Here is a 17,999-nt window from a genome sequence, read left to right on the forward strand (position 1 = left end):
GTCAGGCTTTCCATTCAAGAATGAATTCGTCATCTGTCTCTTCGATGTTGCCGCCAAGCGAGATCAGGTTGAGTTGCAGTTCGCGCAGATCGAAGTCACGGCCAATGCGCGCCTCGATCGATTCACGCCTGATCACCAGACGGCCGACGGCATCGATCTTGACCATGGCCGGAAATGCGTTGATGACGGCGTGGGGGTTGTCCGCTTCGATTGCCTCGATGATCGGCCGGGAATCGTCGTTGGTCTGAAACGCGATGAACACGGAATCAGTCATGAATGGCCTCCACAGCGGATGCAAGCGACACGCCCTGTTTCAGCACGCGGGCGTCGAATGCTTCAGCGATCTCGCGCAGTGCCGATTCGGCGTCGTTGGCGCCAAGCGCTTCGATTGCAAGGGGTTGCAACGCGTCGAGAACCTGAGGACGCCACTTCGCGATCCACTGACCAAGCAGCGCGGCGTTTTCTGTCGACTCCGACGCAGCCGTCTTGAGGGTCGCGTCGACCCATCGATTCGACTCATCGAACCACGTGCTTGCGAACTCGTTCAGCATGCCGATGCCGGGTCCGCACTGTTGCGTCAGACGCTGGTCGATATGGCGGTAGAAGAGCGGATACAACAGGCCGTCCAGCACGACGTTCTGCGCGACGTAAGTCTCGAACCAGTCCTTCACGACCATCGTGTCTTCGACCATGCGGCGCACGCCTTGCCAGATCGGGCTGCCAAGCCAGCGCTCCTTGCCGTCCAGCAGCGACGTGCCCTGATTGCCGTCGAGCAGCAGGCCAAGGCGTGACAGGTACTGCGCAATGCCCAGCCGGTCCATGCTATGGAACATGGTGGCCTGGGTGATGGCCGTGCCCCATCCATAGCCCGTCACGAAGCAGTTATTCGTGTTGGCCGCCCATTCGACGTGCCTGAGAGGCACCATCAGCGCGGCAATGTGTGCTTTCACCTCAGCCGGCAGGTCACTCAGAAGGCGGCGTTTGGAGACGAACTCGATGTTCTTCTCCATCGTGTCCTGCTGCCTCGAACGCGTGATCGTGTAGGTCCCGTAGTAATACTGACGAGGGTCCTTGAACGCGTACCAGTCGTTCATCCTGATGGCCGTGCGGCCCTTGTCGTACAGCGCGAATTCGGGCTCCCACAGTGGCCGGTAATGGAAATTGTCTTCAGGCTGCAATTCCAGAGTGGCTTCCTGATATCGCGAAGCCGGCTTGTCTCCGCCCAACCGTCGCGCTACATGAGAGAAGGTCTGACGGATCTGCTGTACGGCAGACGTCTTGATGTCGATTTGCATGGCGTGTCTCCTTGGTTTCCTATACGGGTCACTCAGACAGTCCAGGCTGTCCGTAGCGCCATTTCAGCTGTTCGAGGTCAAGCGCCTCGCCTTCGTCGTCACTCAGGTGGACTGCGCGGTTTGCCGTGCAAAAGGACTCGTAGTCCGGCAACGCCATGACGAGCTCGACGCTGAGTCCCGGGTCACCGATGGAAAAGTCGAATTCGACAAAACCATCGTCGCGACGTTGCCTGACACGGACATAGCGTCGAGTTACGTCAAAAACGCTCGAGGCTGGCTCAACATGGGGTGGATGCGATGGCATCGCTGTCTCCTTCGTTTTGATTTCCGCATCAGACTCCTCGCGCGGTTCATGCCGTCATTCACTTCACGCTTTCATCGAAATGCGGGACTGCGCAGGTATTAAGGCAATCCCGATGCCAGCGGCAGTTCAACAGGCCACGAATGCCGCGCAGAAAGACGAAAAATCCTTTGTTAATCAATGGAAAAACAAAGGCCGAACAATCAGGCGACAAATGAACCGCGAGCCATCAGAACCCCTTGCGCTTGACCAAATGATCGAAATCCGTCGTGATCGCTTGCTCGGCGTCCAATCAAATCGGTATCCGGGAACACCCGGGGTTCGCAGGTGGGCGATTCGCCGTGCAGCGGGACACGGAGCGTTGCATACTGACAGGCAACACCCGTTGGCGGGACTTCAAGAAAAGTGGTGGGAGACGAATCCAGATGGTCACTCGAGACAAAGCGCAGGCCGCAGCCAGCGAACGCATGTCGCTGGTATCGCCCAAGGGCGACTGCGTGGACAGCCTTCGATATCCGGACATCGCAGACCTCATGTCGAGGCTGCATTTCTCGCCGGGCGACGGACGAATCTGGCTGGACGATCAACGCATGCTGCTGGTTCACACCGGCTCGGTCGGCGTGATGCGACGCGAGCTGATCGAGAGCCTCGGTATCGATGCCGCGCGCGGCTTGCTCACGCGGATGGGCTACAACTCCGGCGCGCGTGACGCAGAGCTGGCGCGCAAAGTCCGGCCCGACAGCGCGATCACCGAAATGTTCGCGGTCGGCCCGCAGTTGCACATGCTGGAGGGCATGACCGTCGTCGAACCGGTGCGCCTTGAACTAGACGTCGAGAAGGGGGAGTACTACGGCGAGTTCATCTGGAAGAATTGCGCAGAAGACGAGGAGCACATCCGCATTTATGGAATCGGCGCCGAGCCTGTCTGCTGGACTCAGATCGGGTATGCGTCCGGCTATACCAGTGTCTTTATGGGGCGTCCCGTTGTCTATCGCGAAGTGGAGTGTCGCGCGTTGGGCCAGGCTCAATGCAGGATTATCGGCAAACCCGTTGAGGAATGGGGTGACGAGGCGGCAGACGATCTCCGTTTCATGCAGGCACAATCGTTCACGCAAGGCTTGTCTGCGGGAGCGGTTAAACGCGAACAGAGCGCGCCCGTACTCGGTGACCCGCTGACGGCGCCGCCCACGGCGTTCGGCGACGACAACATGGTGGGTGCGTCCCCGGGTTTCAACGCGGTATGCCACATGATCCGGCGCGTGGCGAGCACTCGCGCGACAGTCCTTTTTCTTGGCGAGAGCGGTGTTGGCAAAGAGGTATGCGCCCGCACGCTGCACCGGATCAGCACGTGCAGCAATGGTCCATTCGTAGCAGTCAATTGCGCGGCGATTCCGGAAGCGCTGATCGAGTCAGAACTGTTCGGTGTCGAGCGCGGCGGCTTCACGGATGCCACGCAGAGCCGGCCTGGCCGTTTCGAGCGCGCGAATGGCGGTACGCTTTTTCTGGACGAGATCGGCATTCTCAGCCTGACGGCACAGGGCAAACTTTTGCGTGCGCTGCAGGAAGGCGAGATTGAACGGATCGGCGATACGCAGACACGCCGCGTCAACGTACGAGTCGTCGCGGCGACGAACCTGGACCTGAGGGATGAGATTCGCGCGGGGCGCTTCAGGGAAGACCTGTACTTCCGCCTGAACGTTTTCCCAATCCGTGTGCCGTCGTTGCGCGAACGACGCGAGGATCTACCCGTACTGCTGAATCACATGCTGCACAAGTATCGTGCGCGTCACCAGCGTAACGTAACGGGCTTCACCGGCCGTGCGATCGACGCGATGTTGAACTACGGCTGGCCGGGGAATATTCGCGAGATGGAGAACCTTGTCGAGCGCGGCGTGATCCTCGCGCCGGATGGAGGCGCAATCGACATCGGCCATCTTTTTACGAGCGGAGAAACAATTGACGCGGAGATGTTCGGCCTTGGCACCGATGGGGCATTGATGCCCTCTGGATCCTTGCTGGACCAGACAGCGGGCACTCCCGATGGAGAAATCGAGCGCGTCGCCCGAAAAGTAAACAGCTTGCTGATGGGGATCAGCGGCGATATCGAGCCAACATCGCTCGACGATATAGAAACCGCACTGCTAAAAAGCGCCGTGCAACGTGCGCAAGGCAACTTGTCGGCGGCCGCGCGGACGCTGGGGATTACGCGTCCGCAACTCGTGTATCGCCTTAAAAGCCGGGGGCTTCGGGTCTAGGGAACGGCGTTTCACGCGGCATACCTCAGCGCGTTCATGGCCGGCCGTTGCTGACCGGGCGGAAAGATGTACCAGTTCCCGTCGTCGTGACGAAAAAAGAACATCGCGCCAATACCCTGGCGACAAGCTGCTTCTACCCGCACATAGCAACACCCCTTCTGGGCGAGGTGTGTGAACAACGTAACGCGCGCGCTCGTTCTGTTGGACGGCGCAAGCCACTTTTCGACCAAAGCGTGCAGTGAGTATCCTGAATGCGCCATGACCATCTCCTCAACTGCATGTCGCTCGATGCGATCGAGTACATTGACGAACGTTTTCCACAGCTGACAGTGATTTTGCGGGTGTCGGTTGCGTACCGAATCTTCACTCACCCGATCCTGTTGGCTGAAAGGCCCGTGCTTGCGAAAACGCGAACACGCCCCAGATCATGCAACGACTGTGCCAGTCGCGGTCCCAAGGCTGTCCGTCACGGCTGGAATCGCCTCGCCCCTTACTGCGCGCGGCACGCAAGGGGTGGGGTAGCTGCTGCGGGGTACGGCTGACCTGAAGTGGTGAAGCGATCATTTGATGAAATGATCGAAAGTCGTCGTTTTTCCGGCGTTCGTATGGATCAAAGCAGTATCCGGGAATACCTCGGGCCGGGTGCCGTCGACACAAAAGGACGGCCTCCCGCGCCGCCGACACGCTCTACTGTCCTGCCACCCGCGCGCCGCCATGCATCGCCGCACGCCGGCGCTTGAACACATAACCGGCCCACATCACGACCAGCCATGCCGGCACAAGCCACACCGAGACCGAGAGGCCCGGCGTCATTGCCAGAATCACGAGGATCAGCGCCATGAAAGCGAGGCAGATCCAGTTGCTGACCGGGAACCAGAACGACTTGAACACGAGTGTCTCGCCCGCCGCCACCATCGCCTTGCGCGACTTCAGGTGCGTCAGGCTGATCAGCGCCCAGTTCAACACGAGGGCGGCCACCACCAGGGCCATCAGCAAGCCGAGCGCTTCGGCCGGAATCAGATAGTTGATGATCACGCACGTGAACGTGGCGAGCGCCGACAACCCGATCGCCATATACGGCACGCCGCGCCGGTCGACCTTCATCAGCGCACGCGGTGCGTTGCCCTGTTCCGCGAGACCGTAGAGCATGCGGCTATTCGCATACACGCCGCTGTTGTACACCGACAGCGCCGCGGTCAGCACTACCACATTGAGGATGTTCGCGGTCAGCGTCGAGCCGATCTGCGAGAAGATCATCACGAACGGGCTGCCGCCGGCCGCGACCTGATTCCACGGATACAACGAGAGCAGCACCGCCAGCGAGCAGATGTAGAAAATCAGAATCCGGTAGATCACCTGATTCACGGCCTTCGGAATGCTCTTCTGCGGGTCGGCCGCTTCAGCAGCCGTAATGCCGATCAACTCGAGCCCGCCGAACGAAAACATGATGACCGCGAGCATCATGAAGAGGCCATGAAAACCATGCGGGAAAAACCCGCCGTCGGCCCAGAGATTGGTGATCGAGGCTTGCGGGCCGCCATGGCCGCTGATCAGCAGATAGCCGCCGAACAGGATCATGCCGATCACCGCCACCACCTTGATGATCGCAAACCAGAATTCGGTTTCGCCGTACGCTTTGACGTTGGCGAGGTTGATCGCGTTGATGACGGCGAAGCACACCAGCGCCGAGACCCACGTGGGCACCCCCGGCCACCAGTAATGCACGTAGGTGCCGACTGCGGTCAGTTCGGCCATGCTCACGAGCACATACAGCACCCAGTAGTTCCAGCCGGACAGAAAGCCGGGAAAGTCGCCCCAATACTTGTACGCGAAGTGGCTGAACGAACCGGCAACCGGTTCCTGCGCGACCATTTCGCCGAGCTGCCGCATGATCATGAAGGCGATGATGCCGCCGATCGCGTAGCCGAGAATCATCGACGGGCCGGCCGCCTTCAACACGCTAGCGGAGCCAAGAAACAAGCCGGTGCCGATCGCCCCGCCCAGCGCGATCAGCTGGATGTGGCGATTCTTCAGCCCACGCTTCAGGCCGTCTTGCTGCTGTGCACTATTCAAAATTGCGCCCCAGTATATGGATATCGATCACCCGATCAGACTTATGGTCTGCCGCGGCAGAACCGATAATTTTACCGCGCCCGAAATTACCTCAATACTGGGACCAACCCGCGCTTGGTTCTGCGCCGCACTTAACGGCGCGGATAGTGATTGTCACTGGCGTGGCGCTTCTGTATGTTCCCCTAGTCGAGGCCTCAGCCTTCGGAGATTCAACATGTCGCCCAAACGTCTGCTTTGCGCCGCAGCTTTGTGTCTCTGCTTCGCTGGGGTGGGTACCCTCGCGCAAACCGCGGCGCCCACGGCAGAACCCGCCGCCGAACCGGCCGAGATGCCCGGTATGGAGTCGAGCGCACCCGAAGCACCGGCCCCGCCAGCCGCCGCGCCGACCGCAGTACCCGCAGTACCCGCAGTACCCGCAGTACCCGCGACGCCTGCCGCCACCGCCCCCATGCCCCCGGCACCCGCTACGCCAACGGCGACTGCTCCCAAACCACCCTCAGCGCCGATCACCGGCCCCGTGCGCAACGTCGTGCTGGTTCATGGCGCGTTCGTCGACGGGTCGAGCTGGAACGGCGTCGTCGCGAAGTTGCAGCAGAAGGGGTATCACGTGAGTTCAGTGCAGAACCCGCTCACGTCGCTCGCCGACGATGTCGCCGCCACCCGCCGCGTCCTCGCGCGCCAGCAAGGCCCGACCATCCTGGTGGGGCACTCGTGGGGCGGTGTCGTGATCACGGAAGCCGGTGCGAACGCACCGAACGTCGCAGGTCTCGTGTACATCGCGGCGATTGCGCCGGATCTGCATGAATCCGTGGCAGACCTTATGAAACGCGCGGCGCCGATGCCTGCGACCCAAGGCATCGTCGCGGACCCCAGCGGTTACCTCTGGCTCGACCGCACGAAATACCACACCGACTTTGCCGCCGATGTGCCCGAAAACCTCACACGCGTACTGTCCGCCGCGCAAGTTCCGATCTCCGCGACGGCATTCAATGAAACCGTCAGCCACGTAGCGTGGAAAGAAAAGCCGTCGTGGTACGTGGTGACGACCCGGGATCGCGCGGTGTCGCCTGAAATCGAAAAATTCATGGCCGACCGGATGAATGCGAAGGTCGTGTCGATGTCATCGAGCCATCTCGCGCCGGTGTCGCATGCAGGTGCTGTTGCGGATGTGATCGATCGTGCAGCGCGAGAGTTGAGCCGGCAACAGTAGGCCCTGGCTAGTAAGCGTAAGGGTGGGTTCGGACGCGGCTAACGGTGCTTCAGACGAACATTCAAGCGGCAGTTCAAGCGAAGACGCAGCGAGACCGTATTAGCGATAGATCGCCGTCACGGGCGTCTCGCCGATCCGCGCGAATCCGCGATACATGCCCTCGGTATTGAACGGCAGCGTGACGTTGCCGCGCGCATCGACGGCGATCAGGCCGCCGCGTCCGTCGATCTTCGGCAAACGGTTCATCACCACGTCGTGCGCCGCCTCTTCGAGCGAGATGTTGCGGTACGCCATCTGCGCCGCGACGTCGTACGCCGCCACCATGCGCATGAACATCTCGCCTGTGCCGGTGGTCGAGACTGCGCAGGTTGCGTCGTCCGCATAGCAGCCCGCGCCGATCAGCGGCGTATCGCCGACCCGGCCGAGCTGCTTGTTGGTGACGCCGCCCGTCGAAGTCGCAGCCGCCACGTGGCCATGTTGATCGAGCGCGACCGCGCCCACCGTGCCGAACTTGCGATTCGGATCGATCGGCTCGTGCGGCGCGGGATCGCCGTCGTTCGACGATGGCGCGGCGGCCAGCGTCGCGCCGTCGTGATCGAGCATGGCGCGCTGCTGACCGCGCGCGAGTTGCCATTGGCGACGACGCGCTTCGGTATGGAAATACTCGGGATCGACGAATTCGAGTCCTTGCGCGGCCGCGAAGGCTTCCGCACCGTCGCCCGCGAACAGCACATGTTCGCTGCGCTCGAGTACGCGGCGCGCCGCCAGAATCGGATTGCGTATGCGCGTTACGCAGCAGATCGCGCCGGCGTCGAGCGTGCTGCCGTCCATGATGGCCGCGTCGAGTTCATGCGTGCCGGCTGCTGTGTAGACCGCGCCACGTCCGGCGTTGAAGAGCGGGCAGTCTTCGAGCAGGCGTACGGCTTCGCTGACGGCGTCGAGCGCGCTGCCGCCGTCGGCGAGGACACGCTGGCCCGCGCTCAGCACGGCGTGCAAGGCAGCGTGGTAGTCGGCTTCGACGCTGGCCGACATCGATGCGCGCAGGATCGTGCCTGCCCCGCCGTGAATGGCAATGAGTGCGTTGGTGTTCATCTTTTGGCTTTCGAGGTGCGGGTGGTACGGGTAGAAGCGCGCGCTGGCTTCTCAGCAGTGCTGGACGGCGCGGCTTGTGGATCGGTCAGCCAGGGCAGCACGAATTCGCTGACGCCGGCGGCCGCCTTGACTGACTGTTGTGCGCGATACGCGAGCGCATCGCAAAGTGCTTCGATCACGGCCAGCACAGCGGAATCGGCATTGGCCGCAAGCCGCCGTTCGGAGCGGATATAGAGTGCGAGATCAGCGAATTGCGCGAGCGGCGAGCGCGGACTATCGGTTAGCGCAAGCACGCGTGCGCCGCGGCCTGCCGCACGACGCGCGAGTTCGATGGTGTCTTCGATATAGCGCGGAAACGCAATGGCGATCACCAGATCACCGTCGTCCGCTGTGAACAGGCGCCGCGCGGCATGCGACGGTCCACCGATCAAGGCGAGCGACTGCACGTTGTCGTGATACGGCATCAGGCCGTGCTCCATCAAGCCGGCGAGAAACGCGCTGGCCCCGTAGCCGAGCACGAAAACACGGCGGGCGGCAATGATCGCTTCAACCGCCGCTTCGGCTGCGGCGCTATCGATCGCGGTGCGTGTCGAATTAAGATTGGCCACCGCCTGTTCGAGCGATGCATCGAGCAGCGCGTCACCGGAAGCGGGCGATTCCTGCGCGCTACGCAACCGCTCTACCGGCGCGAGCGTCGCTTCGAAGCCGCGTACCAGCGCTTCGCGAAACTGCGGATAACCGTCGAAGCCCAGCGCGCGAGCAAAGCGATTCGCCGTTGCCACCGAGGCACCGACCACGTTCGCCAGTTCGTCGATCCGCATGGTCGCCGCGCGGAACAGATTCGCCAGCACGAACTCGCCCATGCGCCGATGGATCGGTGTGAGGGTCGGCATCGCTGCGGCAATGCGCGCGGCAATGGCCTGCTCGGCGGGGTTCGATGCAACGGACGAGTGATGGATCATGCGAGCGAGCCGACGTGGTGACTGTCCCTCAAGGGACCTCCCTTCGGGGCGCCCCCCAAGGGGACTTCCTTCGGGCGCAATCAAAATGAATGAAAGTATATTTACATAGAAATCCAATCTAAAAAAAATTCATTTTCATTTTCGAGGGTTTTCACGGACATCAGCAGGCGAGTCGGCGCGCAACGTGGCCGCCAGATGAAAACCGGTTTTCATTGCGCGATTGCTGCGCCCTCGGGGCGGCACGCAAGCGGTGCCGCCGGCGACATGATGATCGTCGACGCGCTCTATCCCAATCGATGCACGGCGCTCGGCACGTACACCGCTTGCAGCACGAAGAAACCGAAGTTGAAGAAGATCGCGGTGGACGGATCGCGGATAGAGAAGGTGAAGAGGACGTAGCGTGCATTGATGAACACCTGCGACGGAATGTCGGGAGACCCGCGTCGTCGCTACGGCGCTGCGCGGCGCTCTGCTTCTTGCGGTGTTATTCTTCGCTCGCCATGAATCTCGAAAGCATCCTCTTCACTCAAGGTTTCGGCTCGCGCCGCCAATGCTGGGCGCTGATCGGCGACGGCCGCGTGAGCATCGGCGGTTCAGTCTGCGCCGATGCCGACGCCGATTTCCCAACCCATGACAATACGTTCTGCTTCAGCGTGGACGGGGTCGTCTGGCCGTATCGCGAGCACGCCTATCTGCTGCTGAACAAGCCCGCCGGCTACGAATGCTCGCGCGACCCGCAGCATCATCTGAGCGTGTTCAGCCTGCTGCCGCCGCAGTTCGCCGAACGCGGCGTGCAATGCGTGGGACGCCTCGATCAGGACACCACCGGCCTGCTGCTGCTCTCCGACGACGGCAAGTTCGTTCACATGTTCACGTCGCCGAAACGCAAAGTGCCGAAGCTGTACATCGCAACCACGCGGCACCCCATCGACGACGTCCAGTTGAGTGCCTTGCGCGACGGTGTCCTGCTGCACGGCGAGTCCAAACCGATCGTCGCCGTCGACGCCCAGGCGCGCGGCGAGCACGCGTTGGCGCTTACCGTGATGGAAGGCAAGTATCACCAGGTCAAGCGGATGATTGCGGCAGCCGGCAACCGTTGCGAAGCGCTGCATCGCGAGCGGATCGGCGCACTCGCATTGCCTGCGACGCTCGCGGAAGGCGCGTGGCAATGGCTCGACGAAACCGACCTCGGATATTTACGGAGCGGGTAAACCGGTAGGGCCCTTTTAAGGCCTTGATGCGTCAGGACAATCGTGTGCGCCCCGCACACAGGCCCCGGGGGACACCTGATTACACGCTGCATCGCAGCATGCTCTTCCTTACAACTCGCTCTATACTCGTTTAAACAAAGACTACATAGGGTTCACAAGGAGGGGCGCCATGGTCATCCACGACACCACCGCGATTTCGCATTTGATGATCGCTTTCGTGTGCCTCGGCCTGGTTCTGATTGGCGGACTGCTGGTCATGATGCGGCTGCGGCACAAATATCATCCGAACCTGATCGGCGCACTGATCGGCGCGATGCTGTGCTTCCTGTTGCTGGAGGCGTTGCCTGCACTGACATAAGCCTGTGAGTCCGCGCGCCGCCGGGCGGCGCGTTTTCAATTTTCACGCTTCACGCCTCGCGCAAAAAATCCTCGACGCTCGGATAGCGCAAGCGCACGTGCAATTCCTCTTTGAGGCGCCGGTTCACAAGCCGCCTCGATTCACGCATGAAGGACAGCGAGGTCGGCTCGATCTGCTGCTCCGCCTCCACGCGCGTGATGCGCGGCGCGTGTTCGAGGCCGAACGCATCGGCCACCACGTCGAAGTACTCCCCCATTTTCAGCGACGTATCGTCCGATGCGTGGATTGCGCGCCCCGGCCGCCCGTGCGTAGCGAGGCGCACGAGGATCGCGGCGAGGTCGTCGGCGTGGATGTGATTGGTATAGACGTCGTCGGCATCGATCAAGGCGGGGGTGCGCTTTTCCAGCCGCACGAGCGGCAGACGGTTGCTCGCGTAGATGCCCGGAATCCGCGCGATGCTTGCGGCGATCACGCCTCGCGCAGTGGCGCGCCGCAATTGCCGCTCGGCCGACACGCGGCGTTTGGCACGCGCATTGGCCGGCTGCGACGCGCGCGTCTCGTCGATCCACGCGCCGCCGCAATCGCCGTAGACGCCTGTCGTGCTCGCGTACACCAACTTCACAGGCGCCCGCGGTGCGGCGGTCCAGCGCACCCTGTCGGGTACAATATTGGCTGCTTCAGATTCCGCCCACGAGGCACGAATGCGGCGCAACCCGCGGCGCAGCCGCCCGACCGGCGCCAGCGCGCCGCGCGCGGCACGCAGCGCCCGATCGCGGCGCGCGCTCAGCGTCGCAAGCAAGGCGCGGGTACGGCGGTCGTCATCGCCGGTCTTTTGCGGCGGCGCGAGATGCAGCACCGTCGGCGCGAGGCCGGCAAGCCGCTTCAGGCTGCGGCGCGCGTCAAGGTCGCCGACCAGCGGCGTGACGCCAGCGGCGCGCAATTCGGCGCTGCGTTCGGCGTGGCTGGTGAGCGCGAAGACATGCGCGTGAGGCCGCAGCAAGGGCACGCAGCGCATGCCGACATCACCGCAGCCAACGATCAACACGCGCGGCCGGCGTAAATTTCGTGTCGCTTTCATGGTGGACGCATTGTAGCCGCCTGGCGCGGCAGGTACCGCACAGTTGCACCGCGGGTCCGATAACGATTACCGACTTTTCGATTTCGAACACTCTATGGCATTTAACGTCACGCTCCGGCAAAGCGGCCGGCAGTTTCAGGTAGAACAGGACGAACCGGTCCTGATCGCGGCTTTACGCCAGGGCATCGGCCTGCCGTACGGCTGCAAGAACGGCGCCTGCGGCTCATGCAAAGGCACCGTGGTCAGCGGCCAGGTCGAACAGCGTCAGCATTCGTCGTCGGCCTTGTCGAACGATGAAAAGACGCGCGGCATGGCGCTCTTCTGCTGCGCGACGGCATGCTCCGATCTCGAAGTGGATATCCGCGAAGTGGCCGGCGTGGGCGACGTGCAGGTCAAGAAACTGCCGTGCCGCGTGAACGCGATCGAGCGCAAGGCTGACGACGTCGTCGTGCTGAAGCTGCAACTGCCCGCCAACGAACGTCTGCAGTATCTGGCCGGCCAGTACCTCGAATTCATTCTGAAAGATGGCAAGCGCCGCAGCTATTCGATGGCGAGCGCGCCACACACGGAAGGCCCGATCGAATTGCACCTCCGTCACATGCCCGGCGGCACGTTCACCGATCACGTCTTCAATACGATGAAGGAGCGCGACATCCTGCGCTTCGAGGCCCCGCTCGGCACCTTCTTCCTGCGTGAAGATTCGGACAAGCCGATCGTGCTGCTGGCCTCGGGCACCGGCTTCGCGCCGCTAAAGGCGATCGTCGAACATGCGGTGTTCAAGAACCTGAACCGCCCGATGACGTTGTACTGGGGCGCGCGCCGCAAGAAGGATCTGTATCTGCTCGATCTCGCCGAGCAATGGGCTCGCGAGATTCCGAACTTCAAGTTCGTGCCGGTGCTGTCGGAACCAGACGCGGGCGATGCGTGGACGGGCCGTGTCGGCTTCGTGCATCGCGCGGTGATCGAGGATCTGCCCGACCTGTCGCCGTATCAGGTGTACGCCTGCGGCGCACCGGTGATGGTCGAGTCGGCACAGCGCGACTTCACCCAGCATCATGGGCTGCCGGAGGACGAGTTCTACGCGGATTCCTTCACGAGCGAGGCGGATCTGGCGAACGCGGTTTGAGGCGGTGAATGGGTTGATCGGGTGACGATTAACCCATTCACCAAAACGAAACCGGTACGCTGGCAGACTTGCACACATCCGCGTTGATGTGACTCCGCGCAAATTCATGGTTTACACCAGCGCTTTCCTTGTCGTATTCTTTCGCGCATGAACCGCATCCAGTCCGAACTCCGACGTCGCCGCTCGCCGCTCCCTTAGGGACGCCGCTGGCTTCGTCACGGATTCGCGCCGCACAAAGGCGCTAGCAGTTCGGATCATGAAAGCCACGGCATGCCGTGGCTTTTTTGTTTGCTTTTTTTGTTTCCCCCGGCCCCTGTTTCGTATTGGCCAACCGCTCATCAACCCTTCACCCCGCTGTCTGGAGCCCGCCGTCATGAATTTCAATGAGTACCCGATCGAGTCGCTGATGAGCATCACGAACCGGCCCGAAATCGTTTTCACGCACGGCAAGGGCTCGTGGCTCTATGACAATAACGGCAAGCGATATCTGGACTTCATCCAGGGCTGGGCGGTCAACAGCCTCGGCCATTGCAACGACGGCATGATCGAAGCGCTGAATAAGCAGGCACAACTGCTGATCAACCCATCGCCGGCTTTCTACAACGAGCCGATGGCGCAACTCGCAGGCCTGCTTACGCAGCACAGCTGTTTCGACAAAGTGTTCTTCGCGAACAGCGGCGCCGAAGCGAACGAAGGCGCGATCAAGCTCGCGCGCAAGTGGGGCAGGAAATTCAAGGACGGCGCGTTCGAAATCATCACGTTCGATCACAGCTTCCACGGCCGCACCCTCGCCACCATGTCCGCAAGCGGCAAGCCGGGCTGGGACACGATCTACGCGCCGCAAGTGCCGGGCTTCCCGAAAGCGGATCTGAACGACATCGCGTCGGTTGAAAAGCTCATCAACGCGAAGACCGTCGCCGTGATGCTCGAGCCGATTCAGGGCGAAGGCGGCGTGATTCCCGCCACGCGCGAGTTCATGCAGCAACTGCGCGCGCTGACCAAGCAGCACAACCTGCTGCTGATCGTCGACGAAGTGCAGAGCGGCTGTGGCCGCGCCGGCACCTTGTTCGCGTATGAACTGTCGGGCATCGAGCCGGACATCATGACGCTCGGCAAAGGCATCGGCGGCGGCGTGCCGCTCGCGGCGCTGCTCTCGAAAGCCGACATCGCCGTGTTCGAACCAGGCGACCAGGGCGGCACTTACAACGGCAATCCGCTGATGAGCGCGGTCGGCTATTCGGTGATCTCGCAATTGACCGCGCCGGGCTTCCTCGAAGACGTGCGCGCGCGCGGCGAGTATCTGCGCGCCAGGCTGCTCGAATTGTCGGAAGAACGCGGTTTCGAAGGCGAACGCGGTGAAGGCCTGCTGCGCGCCCTGCTGCTCGGCAAGGACATCGGCAATCAGATCGTCGAGAAGGCTCGTGTGATGCAACCCGACGGCCTGCTGCTGAACGCGGCGCGTCCGAACCTGCTGCGCTTCATGCCGGCGCTGAACGTCACGAACGAAGAAATCGACCAGATGATGGCGATGCTGCGGTCGATTCTCGACACGCTGTAATCACAGAGGAAAGCGCGTATGACGAGCGCAACGCTATCGATCCGCCGCTTCGAAGCGAGCGACACCGACGCCGTGGTCGCGCTGTGGCAGGACGCATTCCCCGAGTACCGGGACGTGACGAGGCCGCAGCGCAATCCGCACCTTTCGATCGCCAACAAGCTGGCGACGCAACCGGAACTGTTCTTTGTCGCAGTGTTCGGCGAGCGTATCGTCGGCACAGTGATGGGTGGCTACGACGGGCACCGAGGCTGGCTGTATTCGCTCGCGGTGGATGAATCGTTGCGTCGTCACGGCATCGGCACGCGTCTGGTCGCGCATGTCGAATCCGCGTTGACCAAACGTGGATGCCCAAAGCTGAACTTGCAGGTGCTGTCCGCGAAGGACGACGTGCGGGCGTTCTATGAGGCACTCGGTTATCGCGCGGATGCCGTGATCAGTCTCGGCAAACGCCTTGGTGAACTGGTGGAAACGCCGGCCGCTTAGGCGCCGGGCAAGCGCTTGAATAGAAAAAGGCCGCATGCGCGATTGAAACGCATGCGGCCTTCTTTACGGCTAAGGCAAACCTGGTCCGGGTTATTTACCCAGTTCATTTACCCAACTTACTCGCCCAGATAAGCCGCCCGAACCTTCGGATCATCGAGCATCTGCTTCGCGTCACCGGACATCGTCACCAGACCCGAGTCCATCACGTAGCCGCGGTTCGCCGCCTGCAACGCGAGACGCGCGTTCTGCTCGACCAGCAGCACTGTCATGCCTTCAGCCGAGATCGCCCGCACCACTTCGAAGATCTTCTCGACCATGATCGGCGACAGACCCATCGACGGTTCGTCGAGCAACAACAGCTTCGGCTTGCTGATGATCGCGCGCGCCATGGCCAGCATCTGCTGTTCGCCGCCCGAGAGCGTGCCTGCGTACTGCGTCGCCCGTTCCTTCAGGCGCGGGAAGAAGCCGAACATGCGATCGACGTCCGCCTTGATGGCGTCCGTATCGTTACGCAGATAAGCACCCATCTGCATGTTCTCAACGATCGACATGCGCGAGAAGATGCCACGGCCTTCCGGCACCATCGCCAGACCGCGCTTGAGCAGTTCGTGCGCCGGGATGCCTTTGATCGACTGGCCCATGTACTCGATGTCGCCCGCCGAGTACGGCTTCAGACCCGTGATCGCCTTCATCGTCGTGGTCTTGCCCGCGCCGTTCGCGCCGATCAGCGTGACCAGCTCGCCCTGCGCGACTTCGAGGTCGATACCCTTGACTGCCTGGATGCCGCCGTAATTGACCTGCAGGCCCTTGATTTTCAACATTGCCGTTGCCATTAGTGGACCCCCGCACCCAGATAAGCTTCGATCACCTTCGGATCCTTCTGCACGTCTGAAGGCAAACCTTGCGCAATCACCTTGCCATAGTCGAGCACCGTCATCTGGTTGCACAGACCCATCACCAGTTTCACGTCGTGCTCGATCAGGAGAATCGTCTTGCCGTCGCTGCGGATCTTGTCGAGCAGCTTGGTCAGCTCGACCTTTTCCGTTGCGTTCATGCCGGCAGCCGGTTCGTCCAGCGCGAGCAGTTTCGGATCCGTAGCCAGTGCGCGGGCGATTTCCAGCCGACGCTGGTGACCGTACGACAGATTGCGCGACGTGTAGTCCGCGTACTGCGCAATGCCGACGTACTCCAGCAATTCGATTGCGCGTTCCTTGATCTCGCGCTCTTCCTTGCGCTCGGCCGGCGTCTGGAACACCGCGCCGATCAGACCGTGCTTCGTGCGCACGTGACGGCCGACCATCACGTTTTCCAGCGCGGTCATGCCGCCGAACAAACGGATGTTCTGGAACGTGCGGGCAATCCCCGCCTTCGCCACCTGATACACAGCGGTCGGCGTGTATTGCACGTTGTCGAGCTTGAACTCGCCCGAATCGGGTGTGTACAGACCCGTGATCACATTAAAGAAGGTCGTCTTGCCGGCGCCGTTCGGACCGATCAGACCATAAATCTGGCCCGCCTTGATCTGCAGGCCGACGTCGGACAAAGCCTGCAGGCCGCCGAAGCGCTTGTTCACGCCTTTCACCGACAGGCGGATCTGATCGCTGCCCACGTTGTTGCTTACGTTATCGCTCATATGTTTTCTCCTGTCGACCTGAGTTAGCGCTTCAGCGCTTACTCAGGTCCCATGCACCGCTGTCGACCTGAGTTAGCGTGTCGACCGGAGTTGGCGCTTTAGCGCTTACTCCGGTCCCATGCTTACTCAGGTCCCATGCATCGCTGTCGACCGGAGTTAGCACTTCAGTGCTTACTCCGGTCCCATGGCCTCAGGCGCGCACCGGCTTCTTGCCAGCGCGCTTCGCCAGTTTCGCAATCTTGTCTTCGTGCTTCGGCGACGGCCACAGGCCTTCCGAGCGGTACAGCATGATCACGACCATCGCGAGGCCGTACAGCAACTGACGGATCACTTCGGTATCGACGATTTCATGGCCGAAGATCATGTTCTGCAACGGACCCATCGTCGAGCGCAGGAATTCCGGGAACACCGCAAGCAGCACCGCACCGAGAATCACACCAGGGATGTGGCCCATGCCGCCCAGCACCACGCACGCCAGCACCACGACCGACTCCCAGAACGTGAACGATTCCGGCGACACGAAGCCCTGGAACGAACCGAACATCGCGCCCGACAGGCCGCCGAACGACGCGCCCATCGCGAAGGCCAGCAGCTTCACGTTACGGGTGTTGATGCCCATTGCCTTGGCGGCGATTTCGTCTTCACGGATCGCGGCCCATGCACGGCCGATCCGCGAGTGCTGCAAACGCGTACAGGTCCAGATCACGAACAGCGCGCACAACACGAACAGGTAGTAATACATGTACACCGACGGGAACGAGAACCCGAGGAACGTGTGTGTCTGCGCCAGACTGAAGCCGCCCACCTGCACCGGATCGATCCCCGTGATCCCCTTCGGGCCATTGGTGATGTTCACCGGACGGTCGAGGTTGTTCATGAAGATCCGCACGATTTCCCCGAAGCCCAGGGTCACGATGGCGAGGTAGTCGCCACGCAGCCGCAAGGTCGGCGCGCCGAGCAGGACGCCGAAGGTCGCGGCGAGCCCCATGGCGATCGGCACGATGATCCAGATCGGCACATGCAGCCCGTTCGGCGCCAGATGCGCGATCCACTCGAACTGCGAGGTCAGGTGGGGCGAACTCAGCAAAGCGGCAACGTAGGCGCCGATGGCGTAGAACGCGATATAGCCCAGGTCCAGCAGGCCGGCGAAGCCGACCACCACGTTGAGACCCAGCGCCAGCATCACATACAGCATGGCGAAGTCGAGCACGCGGACCCAGTAGTTGCCGCCTGCCGCGCCGATGATCATCGGCGCCGCGATCACGAAGATCGCGGTGATGATGCCGACGGTCAGCGTCTTCGTCAGGTTCTTTTCAGGGATGAGCGTCGTGGACGGCTCGATCGGTTGAATTGAGGTCATGTCT

19 protein-coding genes are annotated in these 17,999 nt (G+C 61.9%); 8 read left to right on the forward strand and 11 right to left on the reverse strand.

Features of this window, described 5'->3' with window-relative positions:
* Window position 1 precedes the first annotated feature (1 nt).
* Genes P3T22_RS09990 through P3T22_RS10000 form a run of 3 tightly spaced genes read right to left on the reverse strand, consistent with a single transcriptional unit; the run spans window position 2 to window position 1,599 of the window.
* The gene (locus tag P3T22_RS09990) at window positions 2–274 is read right to left on the reverse strand and encodes an MmoB/DmpM family protein (protein WP_063497099.1); all 273 of its coding nucleotides are present in this window, start codon (window positions 272–274) and stop codon (window positions 2–4) included.
* Window positions 267–1,295 (reverse strand): aromatic/alkene monooxygenase hydroxylase subunit beta, encoded by a 1,029-nt coding sequence (locus P3T22_RS09995; RefSeq protein ID WP_429324864.1) that lies wholly within the window; start codon window positions 1,293–1,295, stop codon window positions 267–269. The genes P3T22_RS09990 and P3T22_RS09995 overlap by 8 nt, the downstream gene beginning before the upstream one ends.
* 28 nt (window positions 1,296–1,323) lie before the next feature.
* Complete coding sequence (locus tag P3T22_RS10000; RefSeq protein ID WP_429324865.1) at window positions 1,324–1,599, reverse strand: phenol hydroxylase subunit; 276 nt, start codon at window positions 1,597–1,599, stop codon at window positions 1,324–1,326.
* Between the two features lie 422 nt (window positions 1,600–2,021).
* Between P3T22_RS10000 and P3T22_RS10005 the strand changes: the two genes are divergently transcribed.
* A complete protein-coding gene (locus tag P3T22_RS10005; RefSeq protein ID WP_236720856.1) occupies window positions 2,022–3,851 on the forward strand; it encodes a sigma-54-dependent Fis family transcriptional regulator in 1,830 nt (609 codons plus the stop codon).
* Window positions 3,852–3,862: 11 nt separating this feature from the next.
* On the opposite strand, the gene P3T22_RS10010 is transcribed toward P3T22_RS10005, so the two are convergent.
* Together P3T22_RS10010 and P3T22_RS10015 are read right to left on the reverse strand one after the other, a co-directional pair.
* Complete coding sequence (locus P3T22_RS10010; protein ID WP_335341175.1) at window positions 3,863–4,222, reverse strand: hypothetical protein; 360 nt, start codon at window positions 4,220–4,222, stop codon at window positions 3,863–3,865.
* Window positions 4,223–4,538: 316 nt separating this feature from the next.
* Complete coding sequence (locus tag P3T22_RS10015; RefSeq protein WP_063497102.1) at window positions 4,539–5,924, reverse strand: amino acid permease; 1,386 nt, start codon at window positions 5,922–5,924, stop codon at window positions 4,539–4,541.
* Window positions 5,925–6,138: 214 nt separating this feature from the next.
* Here P3T22_RS10015 and P3T22_RS10020 point away from each other — a divergent pair, with 214 nt between their 5' ends.
* Window positions 6,139–7,134: an alpha/beta fold hydrolase gene (locus P3T22_RS10020; protein WP_429324866.1), complete on the forward strand. Its 996-nt coding sequence runs from the start codon at window positions 6,139–6,141 to the stop codon at window positions 7,132–7,134.
* Window positions 7,135–7,233: 99 nt separating this feature from the next.
* On the opposite strand, the gene P3T22_RS10025 is transcribed toward P3T22_RS10020, so the two are convergent.
* Window positions 7,234–8,226, reverse strand: coding sequence for an isoaspartyl peptidase/L-asparaginase family protein (locus P3T22_RS10025; protein ID WP_063497104.1), 993 nt, complete (start codon window positions 8,224–8,226; stop codon window positions 7,234–7,236).
* Window positions 8,223–9,188, reverse strand: a complete 966-nt coding sequence (locus P3T22_RS10030) for a MurR/RpiR family transcriptional regulator (protein ID WP_063497105.1) — start codon at window positions 9,186–9,188, stop codon at window positions 8,223–8,225. Before P3T22_RS10030 ends, P3T22_RS10025 begins: the two co-directional genes overlap by 4 nt.
* 195 nt (window positions 9,189–9,383) lie before the next feature.
* Here P3T22_RS10030 and P3T22_RS10035 point away from each other — a divergent pair, with 195 nt between their 5' ends.
* The 3 genes from P3T22_RS10035 (at window position 9,384) to P3T22_RS10045 (ending at window position 10,757) form a co-directional block, all read left to right on the forward strand.
* Window positions 9,384–9,587 carry a hypothetical protein gene (locus P3T22_RS10035; RefSeq protein ID WP_063497106.1) on the forward strand — a complete coding sequence of 68 codons (204 nt, stop codon included), beginning with the start codon at window positions 9,384–9,386 and terminating at the stop codon, window positions 9,585–9,587.
* Window positions 9,588–9,688: 101 nt separating this feature from the next.
* Window positions 9,689–10,399: a pseudouridine synthase gene (locus P3T22_RS10040; RefSeq protein ID WP_429324867.1), complete on the forward strand. Its 711-nt coding sequence runs from the start codon at window positions 9,689–9,691 to the stop codon at window positions 10,397–10,399.
* Between the two features lie 169 nt (window positions 10,400–10,568).
* Window positions 10,569–10,757: a hypothetical protein gene (locus P3T22_RS10045; protein ID WP_063497108.1), complete on the forward strand. Its 189-nt coding sequence runs from the start codon at window positions 10,569–10,571 to the stop codon at window positions 10,755–10,757.
* 49 nt (window positions 10,758–10,806) lie between these two features.
* Here the strand turns inward: P3T22_RS10045 and P3T22_RS10050 are convergent, their stop codons facing one another.
* A complete protein-coding gene (locus P3T22_RS10050) occupies window positions 10,807–11,835 on the reverse strand; it encodes an NAD-dependent epimerase/dehydratase family protein (protein WP_429324868.1) in 1,029 nt (342 codons plus the stop codon).
* Window positions 11,836–11,929: 94 nt separating this feature from the next.
* On the opposite strand from P3T22_RS10050, the gene P3T22_RS10055 reads away from it, so the two are divergent.
* The 3 genes from P3T22_RS10055 to P3T22_RS10065 all read left to right on the forward strand — a co-directional run bounded on the left by P3T22_RS10055 (window position 11,930) and on the right by P3T22_RS10065 (window position 15,002).
* Window positions 11,930–12,961, forward strand: a complete 1,032-nt coding sequence (locus P3T22_RS10055; RefSeq protein ID WP_063497110.1) for a CDP-6-deoxy-delta-3,4-glucoseen reductase — start codon at window positions 11,930–11,932, stop codon at window positions 12,959–12,961.
* A gap of 373 nt (window positions 12,962–13,334) precedes the next feature.
* Window positions 13,335–14,519, forward strand: a complete 1,185-nt coding sequence (locus P3T22_RS10060) for an acetylornithine transaminase (protein ID WP_063497111.1) — start codon at window positions 13,335–13,337, stop codon at window positions 14,517–14,519.
* A gap of 18 nt (window positions 14,520–14,537) precedes the next feature.
* The gene (locus P3T22_RS10065; RefSeq protein ID WP_429324869.1) at window positions 14,538–15,002 is read left to right on the forward strand and encodes a GNAT family acetyltransferase; all 465 of its coding nucleotides are present in this window, start codon (window positions 14,538–14,540) and stop codon (window positions 15,000–15,002) included.
* Between the two features lie 116 nt (window positions 15,003–15,118).
* Here P3T22_RS10065 and P3T22_RS10070 read toward each other — a convergent pair whose 3' ends face one another.
* The 3 genes from P3T22_RS10070 to P3T22_RS10080 form a co-directional block, all read right to left on the reverse strand.
* Window positions 15,119–15,835 carry an ABC transporter ATP-binding protein gene (locus P3T22_RS10070; protein ID WP_063497113.1) on the reverse strand — a complete coding sequence of 239 codons (717 nt, stop codon included), beginning with the start codon at window positions 15,833–15,835 and terminating at the stop codon, window positions 15,119–15,121.
* A complete protein-coding gene (locus tag P3T22_RS10075) occupies window positions 15,835–16,635 on the reverse strand; it encodes an ABC transporter ATP-binding protein (protein ID WP_063497114.1) in 801 nt (266 codons plus the stop codon). The genes P3T22_RS10070 and P3T22_RS10075 overlap by 1 nt, the downstream gene beginning before the upstream one ends.
* A 190-nt stretch (window positions 16,636–16,825) precedes the next feature.
* A complete protein-coding gene (locus P3T22_RS10080) occupies window positions 16,826–17,995 on the reverse strand; it encodes an ABC transporter permease subunit (RefSeq protein WP_063497115.1) in 1,170 nt (389 codons plus the stop codon).
* Window positions 17,996–17,999: the final 4 nt, after the last annotated feature.

Source organism: Paraburkholderia sp. GAS348 (assembly GCF_050434205.1).
Lineage (GTDB): Bacteria > Pseudomonadota > Gammaproteobacteria > Burkholderiales > Burkholderiaceae > Paraburkholderia.

Bases quoted from the DNA above. Each gene is read 5' to 3' on its own strand.
- P3T22_RS09990 (WP_063497099.1), bottom strand. From the start codon at position 274: ATGACTGATTCCGTGTTCATCGCGTTTCAGACCAACGACGATTCCCGG.
- P3T22_RS09995 (WP_429324864.1), bottom strand. From the start codon at position 1,295: ATGCAAATCGACATCAAGACGTCTGCCGTACAGCAGATCCGTCAGACC.
- P3T22_RS10000 (WP_429324865.1), bottom strand. From the start codon at position 1,599: ATGCCATCGCATCCACCCCATGTTGAGCCAGCCTCGAGCGTTTTTGAC.
- P3T22_RS10005 (WP_236720856.1), top strand. From the start codon at position 2,022: ATGGTCACTCGAGACAAAGCGCAGGCCGCAGCCAGCGAACGCATGTCG.
- P3T22_RS10020 (WP_429324866.1), top strand. From the start codon at position 6,139: ATGTCGCCCAAACGTCTGCTTTGCGCCGCAGCTTTGTGTCTCTGCTTC.
- P3T22_RS10025 (WP_063497104.1), bottom strand. From the start codon at position 8,226: ATGAACACCAACGCACTCATTGCCATTCACGGCGGGGCAGGCACGATC.
- P3T22_RS10030 (WP_063497105.1), bottom strand. From the start codon at position 9,188: ATGATCCATCACTCGTCCGTTGCATCGAACCCCGCCGAGCAGGCCATT.
- P3T22_RS10035 (WP_063497106.1), top strand. From the start codon at position 9,384: ATGAAAACCGGTTTTCATTGCGCGATTGCTGCGCCCTCGGGGCGGCAC.
- P3T22_RS10040 (WP_429324867.1), top strand. From the start codon at position 9,689: ATGAATCTCGAAAGCATCCTCTTCACTCAAGGTTTCGGCTCGCGCCGC.
- P3T22_RS10045 (WP_063497108.1), top strand. From the start codon at position 10,569: ATGGTCATCCACGACACCACCGCGATTTCGCATTTGATGATCGCTTTC.
- P3T22_RS10050 (WP_429324868.1), bottom strand. From the start codon at position 11,835: ATGAAAGCGACACGAAATTTACGCCGGCCGCGCGTGTTGATCGTTGGC.
- P3T22_RS10055 (WP_063497110.1), top strand. From the start codon at position 11,930: ATGGCATTTAACGTCACGCTCCGGCAAAGCGGCCGGCAGTTTCAGGTA.
- P3T22_RS10060 (WP_063497111.1), top strand. From the start codon at position 13,335: ATGAATTTCAATGAGTACCCGATCGAGTCGCTGATGAGCATCACGAAC.
- P3T22_RS10065 (WP_429324869.1), top strand. From the start codon at position 14,538: ATGACGAGCGCAACGCTATCGATCCGCCGCTTCGAAGCGAGCGACACC.
- P3T22_RS10070 (WP_063497113.1), bottom strand. From the start codon at position 15,835: ATGGCAACGGCAATGTTGAAAATCAAGGGCCTGCAGGTCAATTACGGC.
- P3T22_RS10075 (WP_063497114.1), bottom strand. From the start codon at position 16,635: ATGAGCGATAACGTAAGCAACAACGTGGGCAGCGATCAGATCCGCCTG.
- P3T22_RS10080 (WP_063497115.1), bottom strand. From the start codon at position 17,995: ATGACCTCAATTCAACCGATCGAGCCGTCCACGACGCTCATCCCTGAA.